This is a genomic window from Flavobacterium sediminis, from assembly GCF_003148385.1.
Taxonomy (GTDB): Bacteria; Bacteroidota; Bacteroidia; order Flavobacteriales; family Flavobacteriaceae; genus Flavobacterium; species Flavobacterium sediminis.
Genome location: NZ_CP029463.1, coordinates 1,369,132 through 1,393,403, shown reverse-complemented (window position 1 = coordinate 1,393,403; position 24,272 = coordinate 1,369,132). Strand labels below are relative to the sequence as shown.

At 36.1% G+C, this 24,272-nt stretch carries 19 protein-coding genes and 1 pseudogene; 13 read left to right on the top strand and 7 right to left on the bottom strand.

Features of this window, described 5'->3' with window-relative positions; translation table 11 throughout:
* Positions 1 to 49 precede the first annotated feature (49 nt).
* The 3 genes from gmk to DI487_RS06395 form a co-directional block, all read right to left on the bottom strand.
* Positions 50 to 631: a guanylate kinase gene (gene gmk, locus DI487_RS06405; RefSeq protein ID WP_109568895.1), complete on the bottom strand. Its 582-nt coding sequence runs from the start codon at positions 629 to 631 to the stop codon at positions 50 to 52.
* A 32-nt stretch (positions 632 to 663) separates the two neighbouring features.
* Positions 664 to 1,524, bottom strand: coding sequence for a YicC/YloC family endoribonuclease (locus DI487_RS06400; RefSeq protein ID WP_109568894.1), 861 nt, complete (start codon positions 1,522 to 1,524; stop codon positions 664 to 666).
* 252 nt (positions 1,525 to 1,776) lie between these two features.
* Positions 1,777 to 2,127 carry an arsenate reductase family protein gene (locus DI487_RS06395; protein ID WP_109568893.1) on the bottom strand — a complete coding sequence of 117 codons (351 nt, stop codon included), beginning with the start codon at positions 2,125 to 2,127 and terminating at the stop codon, positions 1,777 to 1,779.
* Positions 2,128 to 2,225: 98 nt separating this feature from the next.
* Here DI487_RS06395 and DI487_RS06390 point away from each other — a divergent pair, with 98 nt between their 5' ends.
* The 3 genes from DI487_RS06390 to DI487_RS06380 are packed head-to-tail and all read left to right on the top strand — an operon-like array spanning position 2,226 to position 4,315.
* On the top strand, positions 2,226 to 2,663 hold the full coding sequence (locus DI487_RS06390; RefSeq protein ID WP_109568892.1) for an acyl-CoA thioesterase: 438 nt from the start codon (positions 2,226 to 2,228) through the stop codon (positions 2,661 to 2,663).
* Positions 2,664 to 2,671: 8 nt separating this feature from the next.
* Positions 2,672 to 3,133: a DinB family protein gene (locus DI487_RS06385; protein ID WP_308219308.1), complete on the top strand. Its 462-nt coding sequence runs from the start codon at positions 2,672 to 2,674 to the stop codon at positions 3,131 to 3,133.
* Positions 3,134 to 3,166: 33 nt separating this feature from the next.
* Positions 3,167 to 4,315 (top strand): cystathionine gamma-synthase, encoded by a 1,149-nt coding sequence (locus DI487_RS06380; protein ID WP_109568890.1) that lies wholly within the window; start codon positions 3,167 to 3,169, stop codon positions 4,313 to 4,315.
* 76 nt (positions 4,316 to 4,391) lie between these two features.
* Here the strand turns inward: DI487_RS06380 and DI487_RS06375 are convergent, their stop codons facing one another.
* A complete protein-coding gene (locus DI487_RS06375; RefSeq protein ID WP_109568889.1) occupies positions 4,392 to 5,171 on the bottom strand; it encodes a THC0290_0291 family protein in 780 nt (259 codons plus the stop codon).
* 224 nt (positions 5,172 to 5,395) lie between these two features.
* On the opposite strand from DI487_RS06375, the gene gdhA reads away from it, so the two are divergent.
* From gdhA to DI487_RS06345, 6 genes are all read left to right on the top strand, one after another.
* Positions 5,396 to 6,745: an NADP-specific glutamate dehydrogenase gene (gene gdhA, locus DI487_RS06370; protein WP_109568888.1), complete on the top strand. Its 1,350-nt coding sequence runs from the start codon at positions 5,396 to 5,398 to the stop codon at positions 6,743 to 6,745.
* 120 nt (positions 6,746 to 6,865) lie between these two features.
* Complete coding sequence (gene porZ / locus DI487_RS06365) at positions 6,866 to 9,151, top strand: type IX secretion system anionic LPS delivery protein PorZ (protein WP_109568887.1); 2,286 nt, start codon at positions 6,866 to 6,868, stop codon at positions 9,149 to 9,151.
* A gap of 11 nt (positions 9,152 to 9,162) precedes the next feature.
* On the top strand, positions 9,163 to 9,873 hold the full coding sequence (gene recO / locus DI487_RS06360) for a DNA repair protein RecO (RefSeq protein WP_109568886.1): 711 nt from the start codon (positions 9,163 to 9,165) through the stop codon (positions 9,871 to 9,873).
* Positions 9,874 to 10,017: 144 nt separating this feature from the next.
* Complete coding sequence (gene ileS / locus DI487_RS06355; RefSeq protein ID WP_109568885.1) at positions 10,018 to 13,419, top strand: isoleucine--tRNA ligase; 3,402 nt, start codon at positions 10,018 to 10,020, stop codon at positions 13,417 to 13,419.
* A gap of 8 nt (positions 13,420 to 13,427) precedes the next feature.
* Complete coding sequence (locus DI487_RS06350) at positions 13,428 to 13,808, top strand: TraR/DksA family transcriptional regulator (RefSeq protein ID WP_109570624.1); 381 nt, start codon at positions 13,428 to 13,430, stop codon at positions 13,806 to 13,808.
* Between the two features lie 209 nt (positions 13,809 to 14,017).
* Positions 14,018 to 14,665 (top strand): lipoprotein signal peptidase, encoded by a 648-nt coding sequence (locus DI487_RS06345; protein ID WP_109568884.1) that lies wholly within the window; start codon positions 14,018 to 14,020, stop codon positions 14,663 to 14,665.
* Positions 14,666 to 14,689: 24 nt separating this feature from the next.
* Here the strand turns inward: DI487_RS06345 and DI487_RS06340 are convergent, their stop codons facing one another.
* The 3 genes from DI487_RS06340 to DI487_RS06330 are packed head-to-tail and all read right to left on the bottom strand — an operon-like array spanning position 14,690 to position 17,507.
* Positions 14,690 to 15,253, bottom strand: coding sequence for a 5-formyltetrahydrofolate cyclo-ligase (locus DI487_RS06340; protein ID WP_109568883.1), 564 nt, complete (start codon positions 15,251 to 15,253; stop codon positions 14,690 to 14,692).
* Entirely contained in the window at positions 15,246 to 16,484 is a 1,239-nt protein-coding gene (locus tag DI487_RS06335) for a pyridoxal-dependent decarboxylase (RefSeq protein ID WP_109568882.1), read from the bottom strand. The genes DI487_RS06340 and DI487_RS06335 overlap by 8 nt, the downstream gene beginning before the upstream one ends.
* A gap of 54 nt (positions 16,485 to 16,538) precedes the next feature.
* Entirely contained in the window at positions 16,539 to 17,507 is a 969-nt protein-coding gene (locus tag DI487_RS06330) for a succinylglutamate desuccinylase/aspartoacylase family protein (RefSeq protein WP_109568881.1), read from the bottom strand.
* Between the two features lie 80 nt (positions 17,508 to 17,587).
* On the opposite strand from DI487_RS06330, the gene uvrC reads away from it, so the two are divergent.
* From uvrC to hppD, 4 genes and pseudogenes are all read left to right on the top strand, one after another.
* Positions 17,588 to 19,393, top strand: coding sequence for an excinuclease ABC subunit UvrC (gene uvrC / locus DI487_RS06325; RefSeq protein WP_109568880.1), 1,806 nt, complete (start codon positions 17,588 to 17,590; stop codon positions 19,391 to 19,393).
* Positions 19,390 to 21,614: pseudogene (locus DI487_RS16685) on the top strand (patatin-like phospholipase family protein). The gene uvrC and the pseudogene DI487_RS16685 overlap by 4 nt, the downstream one beginning before the upstream one ends.
* A gap of 188 nt (positions 21,615 to 21,802) precedes the next feature.
* Complete coding sequence (locus DI487_RS06315; protein WP_109568879.1) at positions 21,803 to 22,960, top strand: homogentisate 1,2-dioxygenase; 1,158 nt, start codon at positions 21,803 to 21,805, stop codon at positions 22,958 to 22,960.
* Between the two features lie 78 nt (positions 22,961 to 23,038).
* The gene (hppD, locus tag DI487_RS06310) at positions 23,039 to 24,199 is read left to right on the top strand and encodes a 4-hydroxyphenylpyruvate dioxygenase (protein WP_109568878.1); all 1,161 of its coding nucleotides are present in this window, start codon (positions 23,039 to 23,041) and stop codon (positions 24,197 to 24,199) included.
* The last annotated feature ends 73 nt before the right edge of the window (positions 24,200 to 24,272 follow it).

Genomic DNA, 24,272 nt, shown 5'->3' with positions numbered 1-24,272 from the left:
AGTTCAGCTTAGCCAAATTAGGGCATCGAGAATCATTAATAAATGCTGATTATTTAGAAATAAAATCTTTAACCAATTGGTAAGATTCCTCTTTAGCAGTGTCTAGATCATAATTTTTAATAATTCTGTCAAATTGCGGAGCAGTAGCTAATTCAACGTGTGCTTTGGCAATCCGCATATTGATCTTATCCTCACTTTCGGTTGAGCGTTCTTTTAAACGGCGTTTTAGTTCGTCAACACTAGGAGGTTTGACGAAAACGGCCAAAGTTTCTTCCGGAAATTTGCGTTTTATACGCAGTCCTCCGGCTACATCAATATCAAAGATCACGTGTTTTCCTTTTGCCCAAATGCGCTCCACTTCTGTTTTTAAAGTTCCGTAGAAGTTATCGGTGTAAACCTCTTCCCATTCAACAAAATCCTCTGCTTTAATATGCTTCTTAAAATCTTCCCAGGAAATGAAATAATAATCTTTTCCATCTATTTCTTCACCACGAGGAGCGCGGGTAGTACAAGAAATGGAGAATTCTAAGTTTAAATCTTCTTTACCTAATAAATACCTGACAATTGTTGTTTTTCCGGAGCCTGAAGGAGCTGAGAAAACAATTAGTTTGCCTTTATGTGTTGAACTCATTTTAGTATCGTTGTGTTGTTTTTCTATTTTTCTTAAAGGACATTTAAAACCTGTTCTTTAATTTTTTCAAGTTCGTCTTTCATCATAACCACCAGTTTTTGCATTCCGGCATGATTGGATTTGGATCCCATCGTATTGATTTCACGTCCCATTTCCTGTGAGATGAATCCTAATTTTCTTCCATTAGCATCTTTACTATCCATAGTTTGAAGAAAATACTCTAAATGATTGCCTAAACGTACTTTTTCTTCTGTAATATCCAGTTTCTCAAGGTAATAAATCAATTCCTGTTCAAATCGGTTTTCGTCGATTTCCGTTTTTAATTCAGAAATGGCATTTTGCAGACGATTCTTAACATTTTCAATGCGTTCTGCGTCCAATGCAACAACTTGTTCCATCAGGTTCTGAATATTTCCGATGCGCAATCTGAAGTCTTTTTCTAAGGAAGCTCCTTCAGAAGATCTGAACTGATTGATGTTGGTTAACGCTTCATGTACAATGGTTTCAATTTGTTTCCATTCATTTTCATCAATTTCCTCGCGTTCCGTTTTTAAGGCATCCGGCATTCTGACTGCCATCTTCATCAATTCAGTTAGGTCAGCACCTGGGATAACTTCTTGCATCTGGTGGATGTAACTTTTAACGATAGGGACATTTATTCTTGAAGTGGTTTCTTCCCCTGTGATCTCTATATAAAGTGAAAAATCTATTTTTCCTCTTTCAAGGCTTTGAGAAATAGTATTACGTAGTGAAAGTTCCATTTCTCTGTATGCAGCAGGCATTCTTACGTTTAAATCCAACCCTTTGCTATTCAGGGATTTTATTTCAACGGTAATTTTTTTGGTTGGCAATTGCAAATAAGCTTTGCCGAAACCGGTCATAGATTGTATCATATATATATTAAATAGTCTACAAAAGTAATTAATTGTGGCGGATAACCCAAAATATCAGGTAGTATCATTTATAAAAGTAAAAAGCCAGATTCGTTAGAATCTGACTTTTATATAACGCTTTATAATTATAGTAAGGATTTACAAAACCTTTTGAAAATGATCTCGATCTTCGGTTAAAAAGATACGGATGTTAAGCGAATTTAAGAAAAATTATCTTTTTTAAAAGAAAAATATGTATAATTTTTGACGAATTTAATTAAAAAACGCAGCCAAGGCCTTTAAATTTTTCGGACTGTTACCAATAAATATCTGTTCGTCAATAATGATTACCGGTCGTGCTAAGAAAGTGTAATGTTCAAGAATGTAGCGTTTAAAATCATTTTCGGAAAGCTTTTCGTCTTTTAGTCCCATTTCTTTGTATAACTTAGCTCTTTTGCTGAATAAAGCTTCATAACTTTTAGAAAGTGAGTGCATGTCTTCTAATTGCTTAACTGTTATAGGCTGTTCTTTGATGTCTTGAAGTTCAAAAGAATCTAAATTAGGGATCGATTGTAAAATTCTTTTACAAGTGTCACAAGTCTTTAAGTAATAAATTTTACGCATAGGATTGAAGTTTTTGCAAAAATAAGCTTTTCGTTAAAATAAACGTTATTTCAATTCAGACAAAAAAATCTGATTACATTTGATAAACTTTAAGAAGAATGAGTGTTTTTACAAAAGAAATTTCGATTCGCTGGTCAGATTTAGATCCTAATTTTCATTTACGGCATAGTGCTTACTATGACTTCGGAGCTCAGCATCGTATAGAGATTTTAGACAGTCAGGGATTGACTTTACGAGTGATGCAAAAGGAACATTTTGGTCCTGTTCTTTTTCGAGAAGAGTGTATTTTCAGGAAAGAAATTCACTTAGGAAATCGTATAACTATAAGTACTAAGATCGGAAAAATGAAGCCCGATGCTTCCCGTTGGACTATTGTACATGAATTAAAGAATGAAAAAGAGGGATTGTGTGCAGTGATATCAGTCGAAGGAGCATGGCTCGATACGAAGTTACGTAAATTAGCTAACCCTGTTCCGGAAATTGTACAGAAAGTAATGAATACATTTCCGAAAGCAGACGATTTTATAATGTTATAAATAAAAATATGATGGAAACAACGTTTAGAATTAATCAAACCAGTAGAAACTTTTCAGAAAGTTTTTTAAAAAATTTAAGTTTAGACCAACTTAATAAAATTCCAGATAATTTTAAAAATAATATTATCTGGAATATAGGGCATATTATAGTAACACAGCAACTTTTAGTTTATAAATTATCGGGACTTCCAATGAAGATTTCGGATGAGTTGATTGCTAAATATCAAAAAGGGACAAAACCGGAAAAACCGGCTTCTCAGGAGGAAGTGGATGAAATAAGGTCTTTATTGTTTTCAACGATTGAAAAAACAAAAGAAGATTATGAAAATGGTGTGTTTAAAAATTTTATGCAATATACTACTCAAACCGGAAACTTTGATATACACAATGTTGAAGATGCCTTAGAGTTTAATAATTATCATGAAGCATTACATGTTGGTGTTATGTTACAACTTAAAAAGTTTGTATAATTAGCTAACTTTGTACCCTAAAATTTTGAAAATATGAAATTCAACACAAAAGCGATACATGGTGGACAACATCATGAAAAGGTTACAGGCTCAGTAATGCCGCCTGTTTTTCAAACATCAACATTTGCACAGGTTTCTCCGGGCAAACCGGTTGGGGAATATGAATATAGTAGAGCCGCAAATCCAACCAGAACAGCGTTAGAAGAAGCTTTGGCAAGTATTGAGAACGGAACGAAAGGTTTGGCTTTTTCTTCCGGTTTAGCAGCTACTGATTCGGTTTTAAAATTGTTAAAACCCGGAGATGAAGTAATAGCGATGGATGATCTATATGGCGGAACGTATAGAATGTTCAGCCGTATCTATAGCGAATTCGGGATCAAGTTTCACTTTGTGGATATGACGAATTTGGAAGCTTTAGAATCTTTAATAAACGAGAATACAAAATTAGTGTGGGTTGAAACACCAACGAATCCGTTAATGAAGTTGGCAGATATTGAGGAAATAGCTAAGATTACTAAAAAATATCCTAATGTATTATTTGCGGTAGATAACACCTTTGCTACGCCGTATTTACAACGTCCTTTAGATCTTGGTGCGGATATTGTGATGCATTCCGCAACAAAATATTTGGGAGGACATTCAGATGTCATTGCGGGAGCTCTTGTAGTAAAAGATAAAGAGTTAGGCGAAAAATTACATTTTGCACAATTTGCAACCGGAGGAACTTTAGGGCCTATGGATAGTTATTTAGTATTAAGAGGTATTAAGACATTGCATTTGCGTGTGCAATGCCATTGTGAAAACGGACAAAAAGTAGCAGAGTATTTGAACGCTCATCCTGCTGTTGCAAGAGTGTATTATCCGGGTTTAGAATCTCACCCGAACCATGCTATTGCAGCAAAACAAATGAAAGGTGGCTTTGGCGGAATGGTAAGTTTTACCTTTGTTTCCGGAAAAAAAGAAGATGCGATCCATTTTCTTGAAAAAGTAAAGGTTTTTACACTTGCAGAGTCATTAGGGGGAGTAGAGTCGTTAGCTAATCATCCGGCGTTAATGACACACGCTTCAATTCCGGCAGATAAAAGAGCTGAGGTTGGAATTACAGATGATATGGTTCGTCTAAGTGTCGGAGTAGAAGATATCGAGGATTTATTGAAAGATTTAGAACAAGCTTTAAGATAAAGAAAAATAATATCATAAAAAATGCCTTGATTTCTCAAGGCATTTTTTATTTATGTAAAGTCAATTTTTTATCTTTTTAATCTAAGTAATAAATGTATCCGAAATTAAGCCACAAGTTCCAGTCGTTAGATTTATTCTCACTGTAGATATCCGGATCTTTTCGTAAACCGTCAACCCAATCAGAGAAGTAGTATTGCCAACGTAACTCAACAAATAAATCGGATAACTCAGTTAATTTGTAACGAGTACCTACAGATGATACAACAGACCAAGTTGTTCCTCCTTCAGTTGACCAGCCATCCGGTAAATAATCAGGATAGGTAGTTAACGGAGAACCTAAAGGGCCTAGTTCAGAATACGTGTTGTTTTGGAAAATAGAGAAATGAGCACCTAAAGCAACGAATGGAGCCCATGAACCTTCAGTAGCTGTAAACTCTCTGATGCTCAAAGGAAAATATTCTAATTGCATACCGATATCGGTTACTTTCGCTTCACCTTTCATAGCCGCTAATTGCGTTCCGAAAATACTGTTTTTATCAGCCCATTTACCAAAGTGTTCTAACTTAGTGCTGTTGTAAGATAACTCCGAACGAAGTTTAAAGTGGTCATTAAAATAAGTGTCCGGTGTGTAACAGTTACATTCAGCACGATAAGAAAAGTTCATATAATGAACTAATCCGATTGCAAAACCGGTATTACCGGCATTTGTCTTAAAGTCGTGACGAACCCCAAAGTCAGACTGAAAAGCCACTCCTCCAACGAATGCTCCAATCTCATGTGAAAAACCAAACTGGGCTTGAATGGTAAGGGGAGCCAAAAATAACAATAACAGTAGGTGTTTTATTTTTTTAGTCATCACTAAAAGTTTTCTATTATCTGACAAATATATAAAAACAATGCACACTTCAAAAAAAAATATTAAAATTCTCTTTAAAAAATATTAAAAAAAAACTGAGTATCAGGGTAATTAGCAATTTGATAAAATTTTGCCAAAAAAATAACTACTTTTATAATTAGATGTATATTTGTTGGACAAAAACAAACTGTGATTTATTATAAAAACTAAACCAAAAAAGAGTGATGAAAGAAAGTGTAAAATCTTTTGTTGAAACGGTTGCTAAGCGTAATGCAAACGAACCTGAATTTTTGCAAGCAGTGCAAGAAGTTGCAGAAACTGTAATTCCATTTATTGAGGCTAATCCTAAATACCAAGGCAAAATGCTGTTGGAGCGTATGGTGGAGCCGGAAAGAGTGGTTATGTTTAGAGTAGCATGGGTTGATGATGCAGGGCAAACACAAGTAAACAGAGGATACAGAATTCAGATGAATTCAGCTATTGGTCCATACAAAGGAGGGCTTCGTTTTCACCCTTCGGTAAATTTAAGCATTCTTAAATTTCTAGCTTTTGAACAAGTGTTCAAAAATTCATTAACAACTTTACCAATGGGCGGTGGTAAAGGAGGATCAGATTTTGATCCGAAAGGCAAATCAGATAATGAAATTATGAAATTTTGCCAAGCTTTTATGACTGAGTTAAGCCGTCATATCGGAGCAGATACAGATGTGCCTGCCGGAGATATAGGTGTCGGAGGACGTGAAGTAGGATATATGTTCGGGCAATATAAAAAATTACGTAACGAGTTTACAGGAGTTCTGACCGGAAAAGGAATCACTTTCGGAGGGTCGTTGATCCGTCCGGAAGCAACAGGCTACGGAGCTGTTTATTTTGCTGAAGAAATGCTTAAAAGAAAAGGAGATACGATTCATGGTAAAATCGTAGCGGTTTCCGGTTCTGGAAATGTGGCACAATTTGCAATAGAAAAAGTACTGCAAATGGGAGGAAAAGTAGTCACAGCTTCTGATTCTTCAGGATATATTTATGCACCTAACGGTATCCATACTGAGAAGTTAGATTTCTTAAAGGAACTTAAAAATGAAAGAAGAGGTAGAATTGAGGAAATGGCAGATAAATTTGAAGATGTACAGTTTTTTCCTAATGAAAGAGCATGGAATGTACCGGTTGAAGTTCATGTAGCCTTACCTTGTGCAACCCAAAATGAGCTAAACGGAGAAGAAGCAAAAGCATTAGTAGCTAACGGATGTATCTGTGTGGCAGAGGGAGCAAATATGCCATCAACTCCGGAAGCAATTGAAGTGTTCCATACTGCGAAGATATTATTCTCTCCGGGTAAAGCATCTAATGCCGGTGGTGTAGCGACATCAGGGCTTGAAATGTCTCAAAATTCATTGCGTTTAAGCTGGACAAGAGAAGAAGTAGACGAAAGATTAAAAGCTATTATGGCAGATATACACGATGCTTGTGTAAAATACGGAAAACAAGAAGACGGTTTTGTAGATTATGTGAAAGGAGCTAACATTGCCGGATTCGTTAAAGTTGCTGACGCTATGTTAGCACAAGGAGTTGTATAGTTTTCTTTAAAAAAACTAATAATATATAAAAGGTTCTCGATAGAGAACCTTTTTTTATGTTTTATATACCGAAATTATTATTCCTTCGTTTATACTATATTTGTAAAAAGTAGTTAAAAAATGAAAAATATCTTTTTTGCCTTTGCACTATTAATTTCCGTTACGGTTTCTTTTTCACAGAACAATCAGTTGTGGAAAGGATATTTTTCTTATAATGAAATTGTTGATGTGGCTTCTGCTACAAATAAAATATATGCGACCACTGAAGTTTCGGCTTTTTATAAAGATCTCCTACTATCAAACGTTGAGCAGATAAATTCTGTCAATGGATTTAAACCTGAAGATATCACGACAATCTATTACTCTGATAGTTTTAAAAAGTTTATTGCAGGAAACTCAAACGGTTTGTTGCTGATCGTTAACAATGATGGGACAGTTGTAACGAAGGTCGATATAATAGAGGAAGTTCCGGTAGCTCCTAATGTTAAAAGAGTGAACAGCTTTTACGAATACGACGGTAAATTATATATTTCATGTGATTACGGAATTTCAGTACTCAATCTGGCAACCAATGAATTTGTTTCCACCTATTTTATCGGTACTTCAGGAGAAGAAACCAAAGTATACCAGACAACCGTTTACAATAATGAGTTGTATGCGGCAACACAGGAATTCGGAATACGCAAAGCAACAGTAACCAATCCCTTTATTTATGACTTTTCACAATGGCAAACTTTTGATACAGGCTATTGGAATGGTATAGCAACATTTAACAATCAATTGGTGGCTATGAATACAAATTCCAAAACCTATAGATATAATGGAAGTAGCTTTGTAGAAATACTCAATCATAATCAGGCAGGATTAACTTTAAAAGTAAACGAGGGATATTTGACCGTCACGACTCAAAATAATGTCTATGTTTTAGACGATTCGTTTTTGCAAGTAGCACATGTTACAAACATTCCTGACTATTCAGTGATTTTTACAGCGGCAACAGTTGTAAACGATCATGTTTTTATAGGAACAGCGACAAACGGGCTTTTTTCGGCTTCTTTGTCTAATCTTTTTTCGTTTGAGAACTTATCACCGGACGGGCCGGTAAGAAACTATATTTTTCGACTAAAAAAAGCACCAAATTATCTTTGGGCAGTTTACGGAGATTACACCCGATTATATAACCCTTATCCGTTAGATGAATTCGGTGTAAGCAAATATTCCGGAGAGGACGGCTGGGAGTTACTACCATACGATGATGTTTATCAGGCAAAATCGTTAAGCGATATCATTTTAAACCCGAACAATGCAAATGAGGTTTACATCGCGTCATATTTCTCGGGACTATTAAAAATTAACGGCGATAACATTACACTGTATAACGATCAGAACACAGGGTCAAACGGATTAGAATCACTTGTATTAAGTGGGAATCCTAATTATGTAGACATCAGGATCAATAGTTTAGCCTTTGACAGAGAAGGAAATTTATGGATGAGCAATGCCTTTGTCGACAGAGGACTCAAAGTGTTGAGAGCCGGTGGACAATGGCAGTCATATAATTTGTCAAATGTATTGACAAATATTGCTACCGGTCGTTACGGAAGTATGGCGATAGATAATAATTTAACCAAATGGCTTCCTACATTGAATGATGGTTTGCTGGCTTATAACGAAACGCTCAATAAATATATTGTTTTAGATACGGAAACAGCAAATTTACCGGATAACGATGTTAGAAAGGTCGTGATTGATAATAATAACCAGCTGTGGATCATTACGTATAGAGGATTAAGGATTTTGTACAATGTCAGTACATTTTTGCAGCAAGAAGAACTGACCACTAATAATATTGTGATACAAGAAGGAGATCTGGCACAAGAACTTTTTTATCAGCAATCATTAATCGATATCGAGGTAGACGGAGCCAATAGAAAATGGATTTCTGTAGCTGACGGAGGAGTGTTCTTGGTGTCTTCAAACGGACAACAAACCATATATCAGTTTAATAAGAATAATTCGCCATTGCCAAGTAATAATGTAAATGATATTGAAATTGACGGAGTTACCGGTGAGATATTTTTCGCAACCGATAAAGGAATGGTATCCTTTTTAGGGACATCTACTAAACCAAGTGACGATCTGGAAAATGTATATGTTTACCCTAATCCGGTGCGACCTAATTATGTAGGAACTATAAAAATAGCCGGTTTGACCGATAAAGCAAATGTAAAAATAACTGATATAGAGGGAAATCTGGTTTTTGAAACTACTTCTGCCGGAGGAACAATAGAGTGGGACGGAACAGCCTTCGGGAAACACAGAGTGGCATCGGGAGTATACATGATTTTTGTAGCAACCGAAGACGGAATGGATACTACAGTTAAAAAAGTAATGATCATCAGGTAGTTAGTTGTTGTATGCTGGTCAAAACGAAAGCAATAGTTATCTCATCCCTAAAGTATCAGGAAAAAAGCTTAATTGTAAAATGTCTGACGGTTTCCGATGGCTTGAAATCGTATTTCATAGCCAACGCTTTCACCGGAAAAAAAAATCAGCAAAAAAGCTCATTTTTCCAGCCTTTGACTATCTTAGGAATAGAAGCCTATCATAAAAACAAAGGAACACTGGAGCGATTTAAAGAAATTCAGATAGAAACACCGTACCAAACGATCCATCAGGATATTTATAAAACGACCATCACACTTTTTCTTTCAGACATGCTGCACCATGCGCTGAAAGAAGACGGAAAAAATGAAACCTTATTTACGTTTTTAGAAACAGCCTTAACATGGCTTGATTCGCATGATGAAGTCTCTAATTTCCATTTGATCACCTTGCTGCAATTAACGCGCTATTTAGGATTTTATCCGCAATCAGACGTTGATTTACCTTTTTTCGAAATGACAGAAGGCATTTTTGTGCCTTTCCAGTCCCTTACCTGCTTGTCAGAAGAAGAAACCAAACTCTTTAAAACACTGCTTCAGCTGAGATTTTCAGACGATCAAAAAGTATTTTCAGGAAGTCAAAGACAAAAGTTACTTAAAATGATCGTAGACTATTACAGTTTTAATATCGAAGGCTTCCGGAAACCCAAATCTTTAGAAGTTCTAAAAGAAGTTTTCGGATAACATTTAAAGAAACAAACTTTTTAAATTTTAAAAAAGACTTAAAATTTCCTGTTTTCAGATAAAAATCAGCTCTCTTTAGCCTATTTTTTGTTCTCTTTTATTAAAAATCCTTACTTTCGCAAATCGATTTAAGCAAACGACAAAATGAGTACAAAATTTACTGAATACAAAGGACTTGACTTGCCTAATCTGGCAACGGAAGTCTTAGATTTTTGGAAACAAAACGATATCTTTCAAAAAAGTGTGACGTCACGCGAGGGAAATCCGCATTATGTGTTTTTCGAAGGACCGCCATCCGCAAACGGATTGCCGGGAATACACCACGTAATGGCACGCTCTATTAAAGATATTTTCTGTCGTTACAAAACACAAAAAGGATTCCAGGTTAAACGTAAAGCAGGTTGGGATACCCACGGACTTCCGGTAGAATTAGGAACCGAAAAAGAATTGGGTATAACCAAAGAAGATATCGGAACAAAAATTTCAGTAACCGAATACAACGAAGCCTGTAAACGTACAGTGATGCGTTATACAGACGTTTGGAACGATTTGACCGAAAAAATGGGCTATTGGGTAGATATGAAAGATCCGTATGTGACCTATAAACCCAAATATATGGAAAGCGTTTGGTGGTTGCTAAAACAGATTTACGATAAAAACCTATTGTATAAAGGATATACCATTCAGCCGTATTCGCCAAAAGCCGGAACCGGATTGTCTTCGCATGAAGTAAACCAACCGGGAACGTATCGTGATGTAAGCGATACGACGATTGTAGCTCAATTTAAAGCAGTTGAAGCAACGTTGCCTGACTTTTTACAAGGTTTCGGAACCATTCATTTTTTAGCTTGGACGACAACACCTTGGACGTTGCCAAGTAATACAGCATTAACCGTTGGACCAAAAATTGATTATGTTTTAGTAAAAACCTTCAATCAATATACTTTTGAGCCAATCAATGTAGTTTTAGCGAAACCATTAGTTGGAAAACAATTCGGAGGAAAATTCTTTGTGGCTGAAAGTGAGGAAGATTTTGCAAACTATAAGCCGGAAGACAAAAAAATACCTTATCAAATTATTGCTGAAGCTAAAGGTGCTGATCTGGTTGGTATCAAATACGAACAATTATTACCTTATGCTTTACCATATCAAAATCCTGAAAATGCGTTCCGCGTAATTTCTGGTGATTTTGTTACTACAGAAGATGGTACAGGTATTGTTCACACGGCGCCAACTTTTGGTGCAGATGATGCTAAAGTAGCCAAAGAAGCTACTCCGGAAGTGCCGCCAATGTTAGTTTTAGACGAAAATGGCAACCCCGTTCCGCTAGTTAACTTACAAGGTAAGTTTGTAGCTGGGTTAGGGGATCTGTCCGGTAAATATGTGAAAAACGAATATTATAATGATGGTGAAGCTCCTGAGAAGTCAGTTGATGTTGAAATAGCGATTCGTTTAAAAGAAGAAAATAAAGCGTTCAAAGTTGAAAAATACGTACACAGTTATCCGCATTGCTGGAGAACCGATAAACCTATTTTATACTATCCGTTAGATTCTTGGTTCATTAAAGTAACTGAGGTAAAAGACAGAATGTTCGAATTGAACGAAACGATCAATTGGAAGCCTAAGGCAACCGGAGAAGGACGTTTCGGAAACTGGTTGAAAAATGCAAACGACTGGAACTTATCACGCTCTCGTTATTGGGGAATTCCATTGCCTATTTGGAGAACAGAAGACAAAACAGAAGAAGTTTGTATCGGTTCGGTAGAAGAATTGTTCAATGCTATTGAAAAAGCGGTTGAAGCCGGTTTCATGACCGAGAATCCATATAAAGGATTTGAAATCGGAAATATGGAGGAAACCAATTATGATCTTGTGGATCTGCATAAAAATGTGGTTGATAATATTGTGTTAGTTTCACCTTCAGGAAAACCAATGAAGCGTGAATCTGATCTGATCGATGTTTGGTTTGATTCCGGTTCTATGCCTTATGCACAATGGCACTATCCTTTTGAAAATAAAGAATATATAGACAAGCACGAAACCTATCCGGCTGATTTTATTGCGGAAGGAGTGGATCAAACTCGTGGTTGGTTCTATACGTTACACGCTATCGGAACGTTGGTTTTTGACAGTGTAGCCTATAAAAATGTGGTGTCAAATGGTTTAGTGTTAGACAAAAACGGACAAAAGATGTCGAAGCGTTTAGGAAATGCGATCGATCCGTTCACTACTTTAGCCGAATACGGACCGGATGCTACACGTTGGTATATGATCTCCAATGCTAACCCGTGGGATAATTTAAAATTTGATCTGGAGGGCGTAGGAGAAGTACGTCGTAAGTTCTTCGGAACCCTGTATAATACCTATTCATTCTTTGCGTTATATGCTAATATCGATGGGTTTAAATATGCTGAGGCAGAAGTACCGTTAGAAGAAAGACCGGAAATCGATCGTTGGATCTTATCAGAGTTACACACGTTGATCCGATTTGTAGATGAATGTTATGCGGATTACGAGCCTACAAAAGCCACTCGAGCTATTTCTGACTTCGTTCAGGAGAATTTGAGTAACTGGTACGTTCGTTTATGTCGTCGTCGTTTCTGGAAAGGTGAATATGCACAGGATAAAATCGCAGCATACCAAACGCTATATACATGTTTAGTAACGGTAGCTAAGCTTTCAGCTCCGGTGGCTCCGTTCTTTATGGATAAACTTTACAGAGACTTAACTTTAACGACACAAACTGAAGCTTTTGAAAGTGTACATTTGGCGGAATTTCCGAAATATGTTGAAAAGTTTGTTGATAAATCTTTGGAAAGCAGAATGTTGAAAGCGCAAACTGTTTCGTCGTTAGTTTTGTCATTGCGTAAAAAAGAGATGATAAAAGTACGTCAGCCGTTGAAAAGGGTTATGATTCCTGTGCTTGACGCTGCTTTTAAAGCTGAAATTGAAGCTGTTTCAGACTTGATTAAAGCGGAGGTAAACGTTAAGGAAGTGGAATTAATGGATGATGCTTCAGGGGTTTTAGTAAAACAGATAAAACCTAATTTTAAAGCACTCGGACCACGTTTCGGTAAAGATATGGGGTTGATTTCCAAAGAAATACAGAGTTTTTCTCAGGAGCAGATCAATACATTAGAGCGACAAGGTGAAATAACGCTTGACATTTCAGGAAAAAGTATTAACTTAACAACCGAAGATGTAGAGATTTCGTCACAAGATATTCCGGGATGGTTAGTAGCCAATGCAAATGGTATCACAGTAGCACTTGACATTACCATTACGGATGCTCTGCGCAATGAGGGTATAGCAAGAGAGCTGGTGAACAGAATTCAAAATATCAGAAAAGATTCTGGTTTTGAAGTTACCGATAAGATTAAAGTTCAATTGCTAAAAAACGATCAGATTGAACAAGCTGTTAAAGCAAATGAAGGTTACATCAAGTCCGAAACTTTAACAAACGAACTTGTTTTTGTGGACCAAATAGAAAATGGTACGGAAATTGAGTTTGATGATTTGAAAACAATAGTATTAATTTCTAAATGATCGAAATTATGGTAGACGAGAAAGTAAGATATTCCGATGCTGAACTTGCGGAATTTAAGGAGTTGATTTTAGCCAAAATCGAAAAAGCGAAAGCAGATTTAGATTTGATTAAGAGTGCTTACATGAATGATTTGAATAACGGAACAGACGATACGTCTCCTACATTCAAAGCATTTGAAGAAGGAAGCGAAACCATGTCTAAAGAAGCCAATTCTCAGTTAGCCATACGTCAGGAAAAGTTTATCCGCGATTTAAAGAATGCCTTGATTCGAATTGAGAACAAGACTTATGGTGTTTGTAAAGTAACAGGGAAATTAATTGGTAAGGAGCGTTTGAAAATTGTTCCTCATGCCACTATGAGTATCGAAGCAAAAAATTTGCAACGATAAAATACAAACAAATTCCCGATTTAGGGGAAAGATTCCAGACTCCCAATGACTTAACCGAGGTTGAGCAGGAAGAGTTTGGAATTTTTTTTAGTAAATAGAAAAGTTAAAATTAGGCTAAAATAAGTGGTTAATTCAATAAAATTACTTTTTTTCGTTTTTAAAATAGGAATGTAGAAATTTCAGTACTTTTGCAGCTCAAATTCAAGAATATGTCATTAAAGAAAGCTTATATTTTAGTTTTTTTAGTCCTTATAATCGATCAAGTATCCAAAATATATATCAAGACCCATTTTTATTTAGGAGAATCCGTTAAAGTATTAGGTTGGGAATGGTTCCAGATTCATTTTATTGAGAATGAAGGAATGGCTTGGGGAGCCGTAATTCCCGGAGATTACGGAAAGTTGGCATTAACAGTTTTTCGTATAATAGCCGTTTTTGGTATCGGTTGGTGGTTATGGGATTCTGTGAAAAAGAAAGCTTCAAATTACTTAGTTGTCGCTATTGCATTGATCTTGGCAGGAGCTGTAGGAAACATCATTGATTCTGTTTTTTACGGTGTCATTTTTAACGATAGTTACCATCAGGTGGCAACGCTGTTTTCTGAAGATCCTTACGGTAAATGGTTTTACGGAGAAGTGGTAGACATGTTCTATTTTCCTATTTGGGAAGGTAATTTGCCGGAATGGTTGCCCATCTGGGGCGGTAAATATTTTACATTTTTCAATGCTATTTTCAATGTAGCAGATGTTGCTATTTCTGTGGGCGTTGGAATTTTGATCGTTTTTAACAAAAGAGCTTTTGGAGGCAGTAAAGAAGAAAAAACGCTTGCTGCTACTGCCGGTATTGAAGAAAAATAAGAGCTTGTCGGATAAAAATTCTTCTTAAAAGGAATAAATTTTACTATCCGTTACACAAAAATCCAGTTTCATATCTGTTTCCAGAATGTCTTTAATTTTTTCTTCCGGTTCAAAGAACGAAAGCCCGATCTTAATAACATCCGGTTTGCATTCACTTAGGAAAATATCATAAAAGCCTTTTCCGTAACCTACACGATGTCCTTGTTTGTCAAAGGATAATAAAGGAACAAAGACCACGTCAATTTTAGATACAGGGACTTCAATTCCGTTAACAGGTTCCGGAATATTGTATTCGTTTTTTTTGATTCGTGTAGCATCAGTCAATAAAAAATGAGTCATTCTTCGGGTTTCAAAATCACTTTTTGACACAACGGTTTCCTTGTCTTTTCCGGCTAAGATTTGCAAGATAAATTCAGTATCCACTTCTTTATGTTCCACAATAGGTAAAAAGAGATGATAATACGTCTTGTCCCATATATTCAGTTGTAATAAGTTATTAGCTATCGCTAAACTCTTTTCTTCAATATCGTTTGAAGAAAGTTTTTTTCGTGCTTCTTTACTCTTTTTTCGTACTTCTTTTTTATCCATTTATAGCCGCTTTCAAATCTGCTATAAAAGTAGTTAAATGTTCTACTTCAACATGATCCATTAAGACAATTTTATACCATTTGTTGTGTTCGTTATGTTGCTGCGGAACCAAATCGTATTTTTCGGCTATAGTTTCAGGAATGTTTTCAGAATGAATGGTCACCAGATTCATAAAAGGTTCGCGGAAATATTCAATGTTAAGTTGATCCAGTTCCTGACATAAAAATTGAGTTCTCATTTGAAGAACACTGATTTTTTCGTACCAACCGTAAGCGCCGTACGTAAACAAAATCATCCAGACCGCAACGGCATTAGCCCCCGAACGGCTTCCGCAAAGTGTCAGATCCATTCCTTCAACATATTCGGCCTCTTTGGTCAGAACATTTTCAATTAAACCCTTTCTGCAAATAAAAACACCGGTTCCGTAAGGAGCCTGCAACATTTTGTGAGCATCAATAGTAATAGAACTAATTTTAGGATTAGAAAAATTGATGTTGGAATTCGGATTACTGAATGGGTAAACAAACCCGCCGTAAGCGCCGTCTATATGTAATTTATAGGGTACATTATGTCTTTCTAAAACCGTACTATATATATCCGGATCATCAACAGAACCGAACATGGTAGTAGCCATATTAGCCACTGCCATAAAGTATTTCTTTCCGTTTTGAATAGCATTTTCTACAATTTGTTCCAGTTGGTCTTTTTGGATTTCTCTTGTATTAAAATCAACAGGGATCTTTAGCCATTCTACCTGAAGAAGGTTTGAACCTTTCGGAATAGAATAATGAGTGTCTTCAGAAGATAAAATAGCTATTTCATCCGGTTTAGCATTATAGGTATTAAAGAAATAATTACGAAAGATCCAAAGTGCCTGAATGTTTGCTTCTGTTCCTCCCGGAGCAATATAACCGTCAAATTCGTTTTCTTTGGCTTTAAAAATATCTACGGCAATTACGTTTAGTACTTCTCGTTCGATCTCCTGAGTACCGCTGAAAGCTTTTTCAGAGGTTCCGAAAGTATGGCAACCGATGTTGTTAGGATTAGCAACATAGGTTTGCAATGTCGGAGCATCTTTTAGAAAAGGAGCATCGTCATTAAATACCCGACTGTCTAATTTTGAGGCAGGATAACCTAAAGAAGCATCCTTTGAAAAGTTGACATTTTGCTGTAAAGCCAGTTGAATCCTCTGTTGGCGTTGTTCTTGAGTAAGTTTTTTCCAGAATTGCATACCTAAAATTTTGACAAAGGTACTGCTTTAAAAAAATAAAGAACATGACAAATGTTAGGTGTCCAGACTTGTTGTGATATGAAAAATAGCATCTCCTTGGTATACAAAAGGAGTGTGATTCACATTGATCAGATAGCCGTTATTAGGAGATTTAACGTTGTGTTCTACTTTACCGTAAGGATCTGAAATCGTAGCCAGAATGTCTCCTTTTTTTACAAAACTGCCTATTTGGGCTATGCCATGGAACATGCCTGAATATTTAGCTCGGATCCAGTTCGATTTTTGAATATAAATAGATGAATGTGGCGGTTTTGAGGCTTTCTTCTTCGGGTTTAACATGTCTAAATGTTCTAAAAAACGTTTAGAACCTTGCAAAGCTTCGTTTGTTATGTCGTCATTTAGGTCAAGTGATTTTCCTCCTTCAAAAAGTAACATTTTAACGCCAAGTTTGTCGCAGGTGTTTCTGAATGAACCCGAAATGTTCTTAGAGTATAAAGTAAAAGGAGCATGAAAAACTTCAGCCAGTTCTTTTAATTCAGATTTCCCTTGTTCAATGCGGATTTGAGGCGCATTAAAACGTTGAGCCCCTCCGGCATGAAAGTCAATTACATAATCTACATTCGGTAAGATCTCTTTTACAATGTAATAAGCGAAACGACTGGCCAGAGAACCACCTTTGCTTCCGGGGAAAACACGGTTCAGGTCACGTTTGTCTGGAAATTCACGCGTTTGGTTTACAAAACCGAAAATGTTGATAATGGGAATACAAATAATTGTGCCGCGTTTTGGTTTGTTGAGTTTTTTTATGATCATCTGGCGAACGGTTTCCGTTCCGTTGATCTCGTCGCCGTGAAGCCCTGCCGAAAAAAGGACTGTTGGTCCGGGAACTTTAGAGCGCTCTATGATAATAGGCACTTTCAGCTTATTCATAGTATGAAGTTTCGCAATTTCCATACTGATAGTTTTGCTTTCGCCGGCTAAAATGCTTTCGCCAAAAAGGGTTAACGGTTTTAATGACTCCATATCAATCACATAACGTATTAAGTGCCTAAAAGTAAAAATTTAATTGGTAAATCCTAAAGCTGATTTTGTAATTTTGTGTCATGCAAACGCCACTTGAACTTCAGATACAAACTTTGCCCGATGGTCCGGGGGTTTATCAATATTTTGATAAAGACGGAAAGATCTTATATGTTGGTAAGGCTAAAAACCTTAAAAAAAGAGTTCAATCCTATTTTACCAAGCATCATGATAATTATAAAACAACGGTCTTGGTTAAAAAAATTGTTTCGGTTAAACATATTGTAGTCCCTACAGAAACGGATGCTTTGCTCTTAGAGAACAATTTAATTAAGAAATTGCAGCCGCGTTATAATGTATTACTGAAGGACGATAAAAGTTATCCGTGGATTTGTATTAAAAACGAACCTTTTCCCAGAGTGTTTCAGACCCGAAGAATGATTAAAGACGGTTCGGAATATTTTGGCCCGTATACCAGTGGTAAAACAGTTCATACACTTTTAGATCTGATCAAAGAACTGTACCCGTTGCGAACCTGTAACTATGATCTGTCAAAAGCAAATATTGATTCCGGAAAATACAAGGTGTGCCTGGAATACCATATAGGAAATTGTAAAGGTCCTTGCGAAGGTTATCAGACTTTACAAAATTATCAAGACCAGATACAGGCAATACGAGAGATTTTAAAAGGAAATTTCAAAGAGAGCCTGAAAGATTTTAGAAACCTGATGCTGGAACTGGCGGGAGAGATGAAATTTGAGGAAGCGCAGAAGATAAAAGATAAAATAGAAGTTTTAGAGAACTATCAGGCCAGATCAACGATTTTAAATCCGAAGATTACCAATATCGATGTTTTTTCAATAGTTTCTGATGAAACTATGGCTTATGTTAACTTCTTGCAGATATCGCACGGTGCTATCATTCGTTCACATACGTTAGAGTTAAAAAAGAAATTGAGTGAGACGGATCAGGAACTTTTAGAATTAGCTATTGTGGAACTAAGAGAGCGTTTTCATTTACTTTCTAAAGAGATCATCGTTCCGTTTAAAGTAGATTTAGGAGAAACTATAAAAGTAACCGTTCCTAAATTAGGAGATAAAAAACAGATTCTCGATCTATCAGAGCGCAACGCCAAACATTACCGTTTAGATCAATTGAAACAAATCAAGATTGTTGATCCTGATCGGCATACGAATCGTATTATGGCGCAGATGAAAAAAGACTTACGGCTTTCTGTAGAACCGAGACATATAGAATGTTTTGATAATTCTAATATACAGGGAACCAATCCGGTTTCGGCCTGTGTAGTTTTTAAGGACGGAAAGCCGAGTAAAAAAGATTACCGCCATTTTAATATCAAAACCGTTGAAGGCCCCAATGATTTTGCCTCTATGGAAGAAGTGGTATACCGAAGATACAAGCGTTTACTGGATGAGAACCAACCGTTGCCTCAACTTATTGTCATTGACGGAGGAAAAGGGCAATTGTCATCGGCTCTGAAGAGTTTGGATGATCTGGGATTGAGGGGCAAAATAGCCATCATAGGAATCGCTAAACGATTGGAAGAGTTGTTTTATCCGGAAGATCCCGTTCCGTTGTATCTCGATAAAAAATCGGAAACCTTAAAGATCATACAACATTTGCGTAACGAAGCGCACCGTTTCGGTATTACGCATCACAGAGATAAACGCAGCAAGTCGGCCTTACAGACTTCTTTGGAAACGATTCCGGGAATCGGTGAAAAAACGATGATTACGTTACTAAAGCATTTCAAAAGTGTTAAAAGATTGCAAGCAGCTTCAGAAAAGCAAATTTCTGAGGTTGTAGGAGTTTCAAAAGCCAAAAAAATTTCCGAATTTTACAAAACATTGAATCCTAAAAAAGAATGAAATATATTTTCTTGTTGATAAGCCTACTATTTCTCGCCCCAGCCAGCTTAGCACAAGAGGAAAATTTGACAAATCAAGAGCAACACCCTAAGATCGGATTGGTTTTAAGTGGTGGTGGAGCCAAAGGTTTAGCCCATATAGGCGTTTTAAAAGTCATAGATTCTCTCGGTATAAAAATTGATTACATTGGTGGTACCAGTATGGGTGCTATCATAGGGGGCTTGTATGCTTCCGGATATACTGCTAAACAATTAGATTCTATTTTCAGTAACGTAGATACAGATGCTTTGATCCAGGACTATATTCCACGAGGAGCAAAGAACTTCTACGAAAAAAGAAATGATGAGATCTATGCGATCACGCTCCCGTTCGATAAATTCAGATTAGGCTTGCCTACAGCGCTTTCAAAAGGGCTTTATAATTATAATTTGTTGTCGAGGTTGACCTTTAATGTTTGCGGGATTCAGGATTTTAAAGATTTACCGATTCCCTTTTTCTGTATTGCAACTAATGTAGAGACCGGAAAAGAAGTGATTTTAGATTCCGGAAGCCTTCCTCAAGCTATCATTGCCAGTGGCGCAATACCTTCATTGTACAATCCTATTGAAATAGACGAAAAATTGTTGATCGACGGAGGAATTGTTAACAATTACCCGGTAGAATTGTTGCGTGAAAAAGGTATGGATATCATTATTGGGGTAGATGTACAAGATGGTTTAAAATCACGTGAGGATTTAAAAGGCGCTTCTAGTGTTTTGTTACAGGTCAATAATCTGGGAATGATTCAGAAAATGCAAAACAAAAGAAAGTTGACCGATGTTTATATTAAACCGGATATCCGTAATTACAATATGATGTCATTTGATGAAGGGTATAATATTATTTTGAAAGGAATTGAGGCCGCTACTATTAAAGAAAAAGAATTGGTAAAGTTAGTTCCCGAAAAACCGATTTACAGGGAACCCTTAAAAGTGATGGATTCTTTAGTGGTTTCTGATATTGAGATTAATCAATTGCAGGATTTTACCAGGGCATACGTAAGAGGAAAATTAAAGTTTAAGACCAATGTTAAAATTAGTTTTGATGATATTGTGAGAGGAATTGATAACTTGAATGCAACTCAAAACTTTAAAACCATCAATTATAATTTTACAAAAGGATCGATAAAAGGGACTAAACAATTCAATTTGTTTTTACAGGAAAAAGAGAAAACAACGTTTTTAAAGTTCGGATTGCATTACGATGATTTATTGAAAAGTTCTATTTTGATCAATTATACCAAGAAGAAATTTTTAACAAAGAATGATGTTTTTTCGTTTGATTTTATTTTGGGGATAATGTTCGCTATAATTTGAATTATTATATAGACAACGGTTTTTATTGGAGTTTTGGTTTTAATTCTAAAATGATAAGTTTCAACAGGAATATACCCAATGATTTTAACAACGGCTTAACCTTGACAGATTTAGGGTTGAGTTCAATTAATGTTGATTTTACAGATATTAGTAATCAGATCTATTTGCAAACCATTTTCGCTCAAAAATTTTCCATAGGCGGCGGCGGCGAGTTGAAGTTCCTAAAAATCAAATCTGAAAATATTGGTAATACCAATCCGGTTTTTGAAGATAACAATTATTTTTCTGTTTTTGGCTATGCCAAATATGATTCGTTTGACAACAGGTATTTCCCTAAAAGAGGTTGGTATTTTAACGGAGAGTTAAAATCGTTTATTTATTCATCGGACGATCCCGATAATTTCCAAAATTTTACCATAGCTAAAGCCGATATGGGGTTTGCTAAAACATTTTACAAAAAAGCAACTATTAAACTGCAATGCGAAGGAGGGTTTAAAGTCGGAGATAAATCAATAAATTATTTTGATTTTGTTTTAGGAGGGTATGGCTTTGCGCCGATCGTTAACTTCAGACCGTTTTACGGATATGATTTTGTAAGTTTAATGGGTGACAGTTATGTAAAAAGCAGTGCAACGCTGGATGTGGAAGTTTACAGAAAACATCATTTGAATTTTACCGGAAACTTTGCTAACATTGGTAACAATTTATTCCAAGATGTCGATAATTGGTTGAAAAAGCCTGCTTATACAGGTTATGCAATTGGATATGGACTTGAAACAATCATAGGGCCTATTGAAATAAAACATTCCTGGGCACCCGAAACCCGAGATCATTTCACATGGTTTACAGTTGGTTTTTGGTTCTGATTTTTAGAAATGTTCAAAAATATTTCCCTATATTTGTGATATCATGAATTTGTATTGGAAAAATTTATTATCTCATTTAAAATTCCTCATCAAGAGAAATCCTGAGTGAGAAATTCAATTTGTCAATTATTCAGTGTAACAATGAAAATTGCTACATACTACATTGTTTAATTTAAAAAATTGAAGAGATGCCGATATATCACAAACTAGGAAAAATTCCACACAAACGCCATGTTCAGTTTAGAAAAGAAAATGGTGATTTGTATTACGAACAACTTTTCGGTACTATTGGATTTGACGGAATGTCAACCAATATGTACCATGAACACCGCCCTACACAAGTAAAAGAGATAAAAGGGCAATATGATGTTGCGCCAAAAATCGCGAAATCTAATAATATTCAATCATATCGCTTGAGAGGGTTTCAGGTGGAACCACAAGATGATTTTCTGGAGAGCCGGAAGATTGTGTTGACAAATTCTGACTGTCATATTGTTTTGGCAGCGCCTAAAAAATCTACTACAGATTATTTCTATAAGAATACGGATTCAGACGAGGTCATCTTTATTCATAAAGGAACCGGAAAGCTGAGAACCATGTTAGGAAATCTGGATTTTAAATATGGTGATTATTTAGTTATTCCGAGAGGGATGATCTATAAAATAGATTTTGATACAGAAGATAATCGTCTGTTTATAGTAGAGTCTCATCGTCCGGTTTATACTCCTAAAAGATACCGTAACTGGTTCGGGCAACTTTTAGAACATTCTCCGTTTTGCGAGCGCGATATACGTCGCCCCGAAGAATTAGAAACCAATGACGAAAAAGGAGATTTTCTTATCAAAATCAAGAAAAGAGATGAGATCTTTGATATGGTCTATGCTACACATCCCTTTGATGTAGTGGGGTATGACGGTTACAATTATCCGTATGCTTTTTCAATTCATGATTTTGAACCGATTACGGGAAGAATTCATCTTCCGCCGCCAATCCATCAAACTTTTGAAACAGACGCTTTTGTAATATGTTCATTCGTTCCGCGTTTGTACGATTACCATCCGCAATCTATTCCGGCGCCTTACAATCACAGCAATATTGATAGTGATGAAGTACTATATTATGTTGATGGTGATTTTATGAGCCGTAACGATATTGAAGCCGGACATATTTCACTGCATCCGGCAGGGATTCCACATGGTCCGCATCCCGGAGCAGTCGAAAGAAGTATCGGGAAAAAAGAAACATTGGAGTTAGCAGTTATGGTAGATACTTTTAAACCTTTAATGGTTACGGAAGATGCTATGAAAATAGCAGATGAGAAGTATTACCAATCTTGGTTGGACTAATTTTCGTTGGAAAACAAAAACTATTAAATAAACACATAAGGTCATTGACCTAAAATAACACACAAACTATAGATTATCATGGCAAAAGAAGTAAAATCCGTAGAATACGGACTGGAAAAAATATTTGAAGGAGCACAAGATTTCCTTCCGCTTTTAGGAACTGATTACGTTGAATTTTATGTAGGAAATGCAAAACAAGCCGCTCATTTTTATAAATCGGCTTTTGGCTTCCAATCTTTAGCATATAAAGGATTAGAAACAGGATCAAGAGATGAGGTGAGCTATGTTTTGGTACAAAATAAGATCAGATTAGTGTTGACAACACCGCTAAATAGTAAATCGCCTATCAATGAGCATATTGTAAAACACGGTGATGGTGTTAAGGTAGTGGCTCTTTGGGTGGAAGATGCGCGTTCTGCTTTTGAAGAAACAACAAAAAGAGGGGCAAAAGTATTTATGGAGCCTACTGTTGAAAAAGATGAATTCGGGGAGGTTGTAAGAGCAGGTATTTATACTTATGGAGAGACTGTTCATATGTTTGTAGAGCGCAAAAATTACAACGGTACTTTTATGCCGGGCTTTGTAGAATGGAAAACACAATATAATCCGGAGCCGGTAGGTTTAAAATACATAGATCACATGGTAGGAAATGTAGGTTGGGGTGAAATGAACACCTGGGTAAAATGGTACGAAGATGTAATGGGCTTTGAGAATTTCTTATCTTTTGATGATACTCAGATCCATACTGAATACTCTGCCTTGATGAGTAAAGTAATGAGCAATGGTAACGGACGTGTTAAATTCCCGATTAACGAACCGGCAGAAGGAATTAAAAAATCACAGATTGAAGAATATCTTGACTTTTATGAAGGGGCAGGAGTACAACATATTGCCGTAGCAACAGATAATATTATTGAAACAGTATCAGCATTGCGTTCAAGAGGTGTGGAATTTTTAACAACTCCGCCGGAAGAATATTACAAAGCAGTTCCGGGGCGTTTGGAAGAGCACTCTCATGAATTGAGAGAAGATATAGAAACGTTAAAAGGCTTAGGGATTATGATTGATGCCGATGAAGAAGGATATTTGTTACAGATTTTTACAAAACCTGTTGAAGACAGACCTACGCTTTTCTTTGAAATTATACAAAGAATGGGAGCAAGAGGCTTTGGAGCAGGAAACTTTAAAGCACTTTTTGAATCTATTGAAAGAGAACAGGCTTTGAGAGGTACATTATAAAAACTGATTTTTATTATAAAGTAATCAATTTTTAAACCTAAAGTATTGAAAATAATGTGTTAAAAAGGTTAAA

What these genes read in the sequence shown, in the direction of transcription:
- DI487_RS06385 (WP_308219308.1), top strand. Translation starts at nt 2,672, where the DNA reads ATGATGGAAACAACGTTTAGAATTAATCAAACCAGTAGAAACTTTTCA.
- uvrC (WP_109568880.1), top strand. Translation starts at nt 17,588, where the DNA reads ATGCAAACGCCACTTGAACTTCAGATACAAACTTTGCCCGATGGTCCG.
- DI487_RS06380 (WP_109568890.1), top strand. Translation starts at nt 3,167, where the DNA reads ATGAAATTCAACACAAAAGCGATACATGGTGGACAACATCATGAAAAG.
- DI487_RS06340 (WP_109568883.1), bottom strand. Translation starts at nt 15,253, where the DNA reads ATGGATAAAAAAGAAGTACGAAAAAAGAGTAAAGAAGCACGAAAAAAA.
- DI487_RS06345 (WP_109568884.1), top strand. Translation starts at nt 14,018, where the DNA reads ATGTCATTAAAGAAAGCTTATATTTTAGTTTTTTTAGTCCTTATAATC.
- recO (WP_109568886.1), top strand. Translation starts at nt 9,163, where the DNA reads ATGCTGGTCAAAACGAAAGCAATAGTTATCTCATCCCTAAAGTATCAG.
- gdhA (WP_109568888.1), top strand. Translation starts at nt 5,396, where the DNA reads ATGAAAGAAAGTGTAAAATCTTTTGTTGAAACGGTTGCTAAGCGTAAT.
- DI487_RS06375 (WP_109568889.1), bottom strand. Translation starts at nt 5,171, where the DNA reads ATGACTAAAAAAATAAAACACCTACTGTTATTGTTATTTTTGGCTCCC.
- DI487_RS06330 (WP_109568881.1), bottom strand. Translation starts at nt 17,507, where the DNA reads ATGGAGTCATTAAAACCGTTAACCCTTTTTGGCGAAAGCATTTTAGCC.
- DI487_RS06400 (WP_109568894.1), bottom strand. Translation starts at nt 1,524, where the DNA reads ATGATACAATCTATGACCGGTTTCGGCAAAGCTTATTTGCAATTGCCA.
- ileS (WP_109568885.1), top strand. Translation starts at nt 10,018, where the DNA reads ATGAGTACAAAATTTACTGAATACAAAGGACTTGACTTGCCTAATCTG.
- DI487_RS06395 (WP_109568893.1), bottom strand. Translation starts at nt 2,127, where the DNA reads ATGCGTAAAATTTATTACTTAAAGACTTGTGACACTTGTAAAAGAATT.
- gmk (WP_109568895.1), bottom strand. Translation starts at nt 631, where the DNA reads ATGAGTTCAACACATAAAGGCAAACTAATTGTTTTCTCAGCTCCTTCA.
- DI487_RS06315 (WP_109568879.1), top strand. Translation starts at nt 21,803, where the DNA reads ATGCCGATATATCACAAACTAGGAAAAATTCCACACAAACGCCATGTT.
- DI487_RS06350 (WP_109570624.1), top strand. Translation starts at nt 13,428, where the DNA reads ATGGTAGACGAGAAAGTAAGATATTCCGATGCTGAACTTGCGGAATTT.
- porZ (WP_109568887.1), top strand. Translation starts at nt 6,866, where the DNA reads ATGAAAAATATCTTTTTTGCCTTTGCACTATTAATTTCCGTTACGGTT.
- DI487_RS06335 (WP_109568882.1), bottom strand. Translation starts at nt 16,484, where the DNA reads ATGCAATTCTGGAAAAAACTTACTCAAGAACAACGCCAACAGAGGATT.
- hppD (WP_109568878.1), top strand. Translation starts at nt 23,039, where the DNA reads ATGGCAAAAGAAGTAAAATCCGTAGAATACGGACTGGAAAAAATATTT.
- DI487_RS06390 (WP_109568892.1), top strand. Translation starts at nt 2,226, where the DNA reads ATGAGTGTTTTTACAAAAGAAATTTCGATTCGCTGGTCAGATTTAGAT.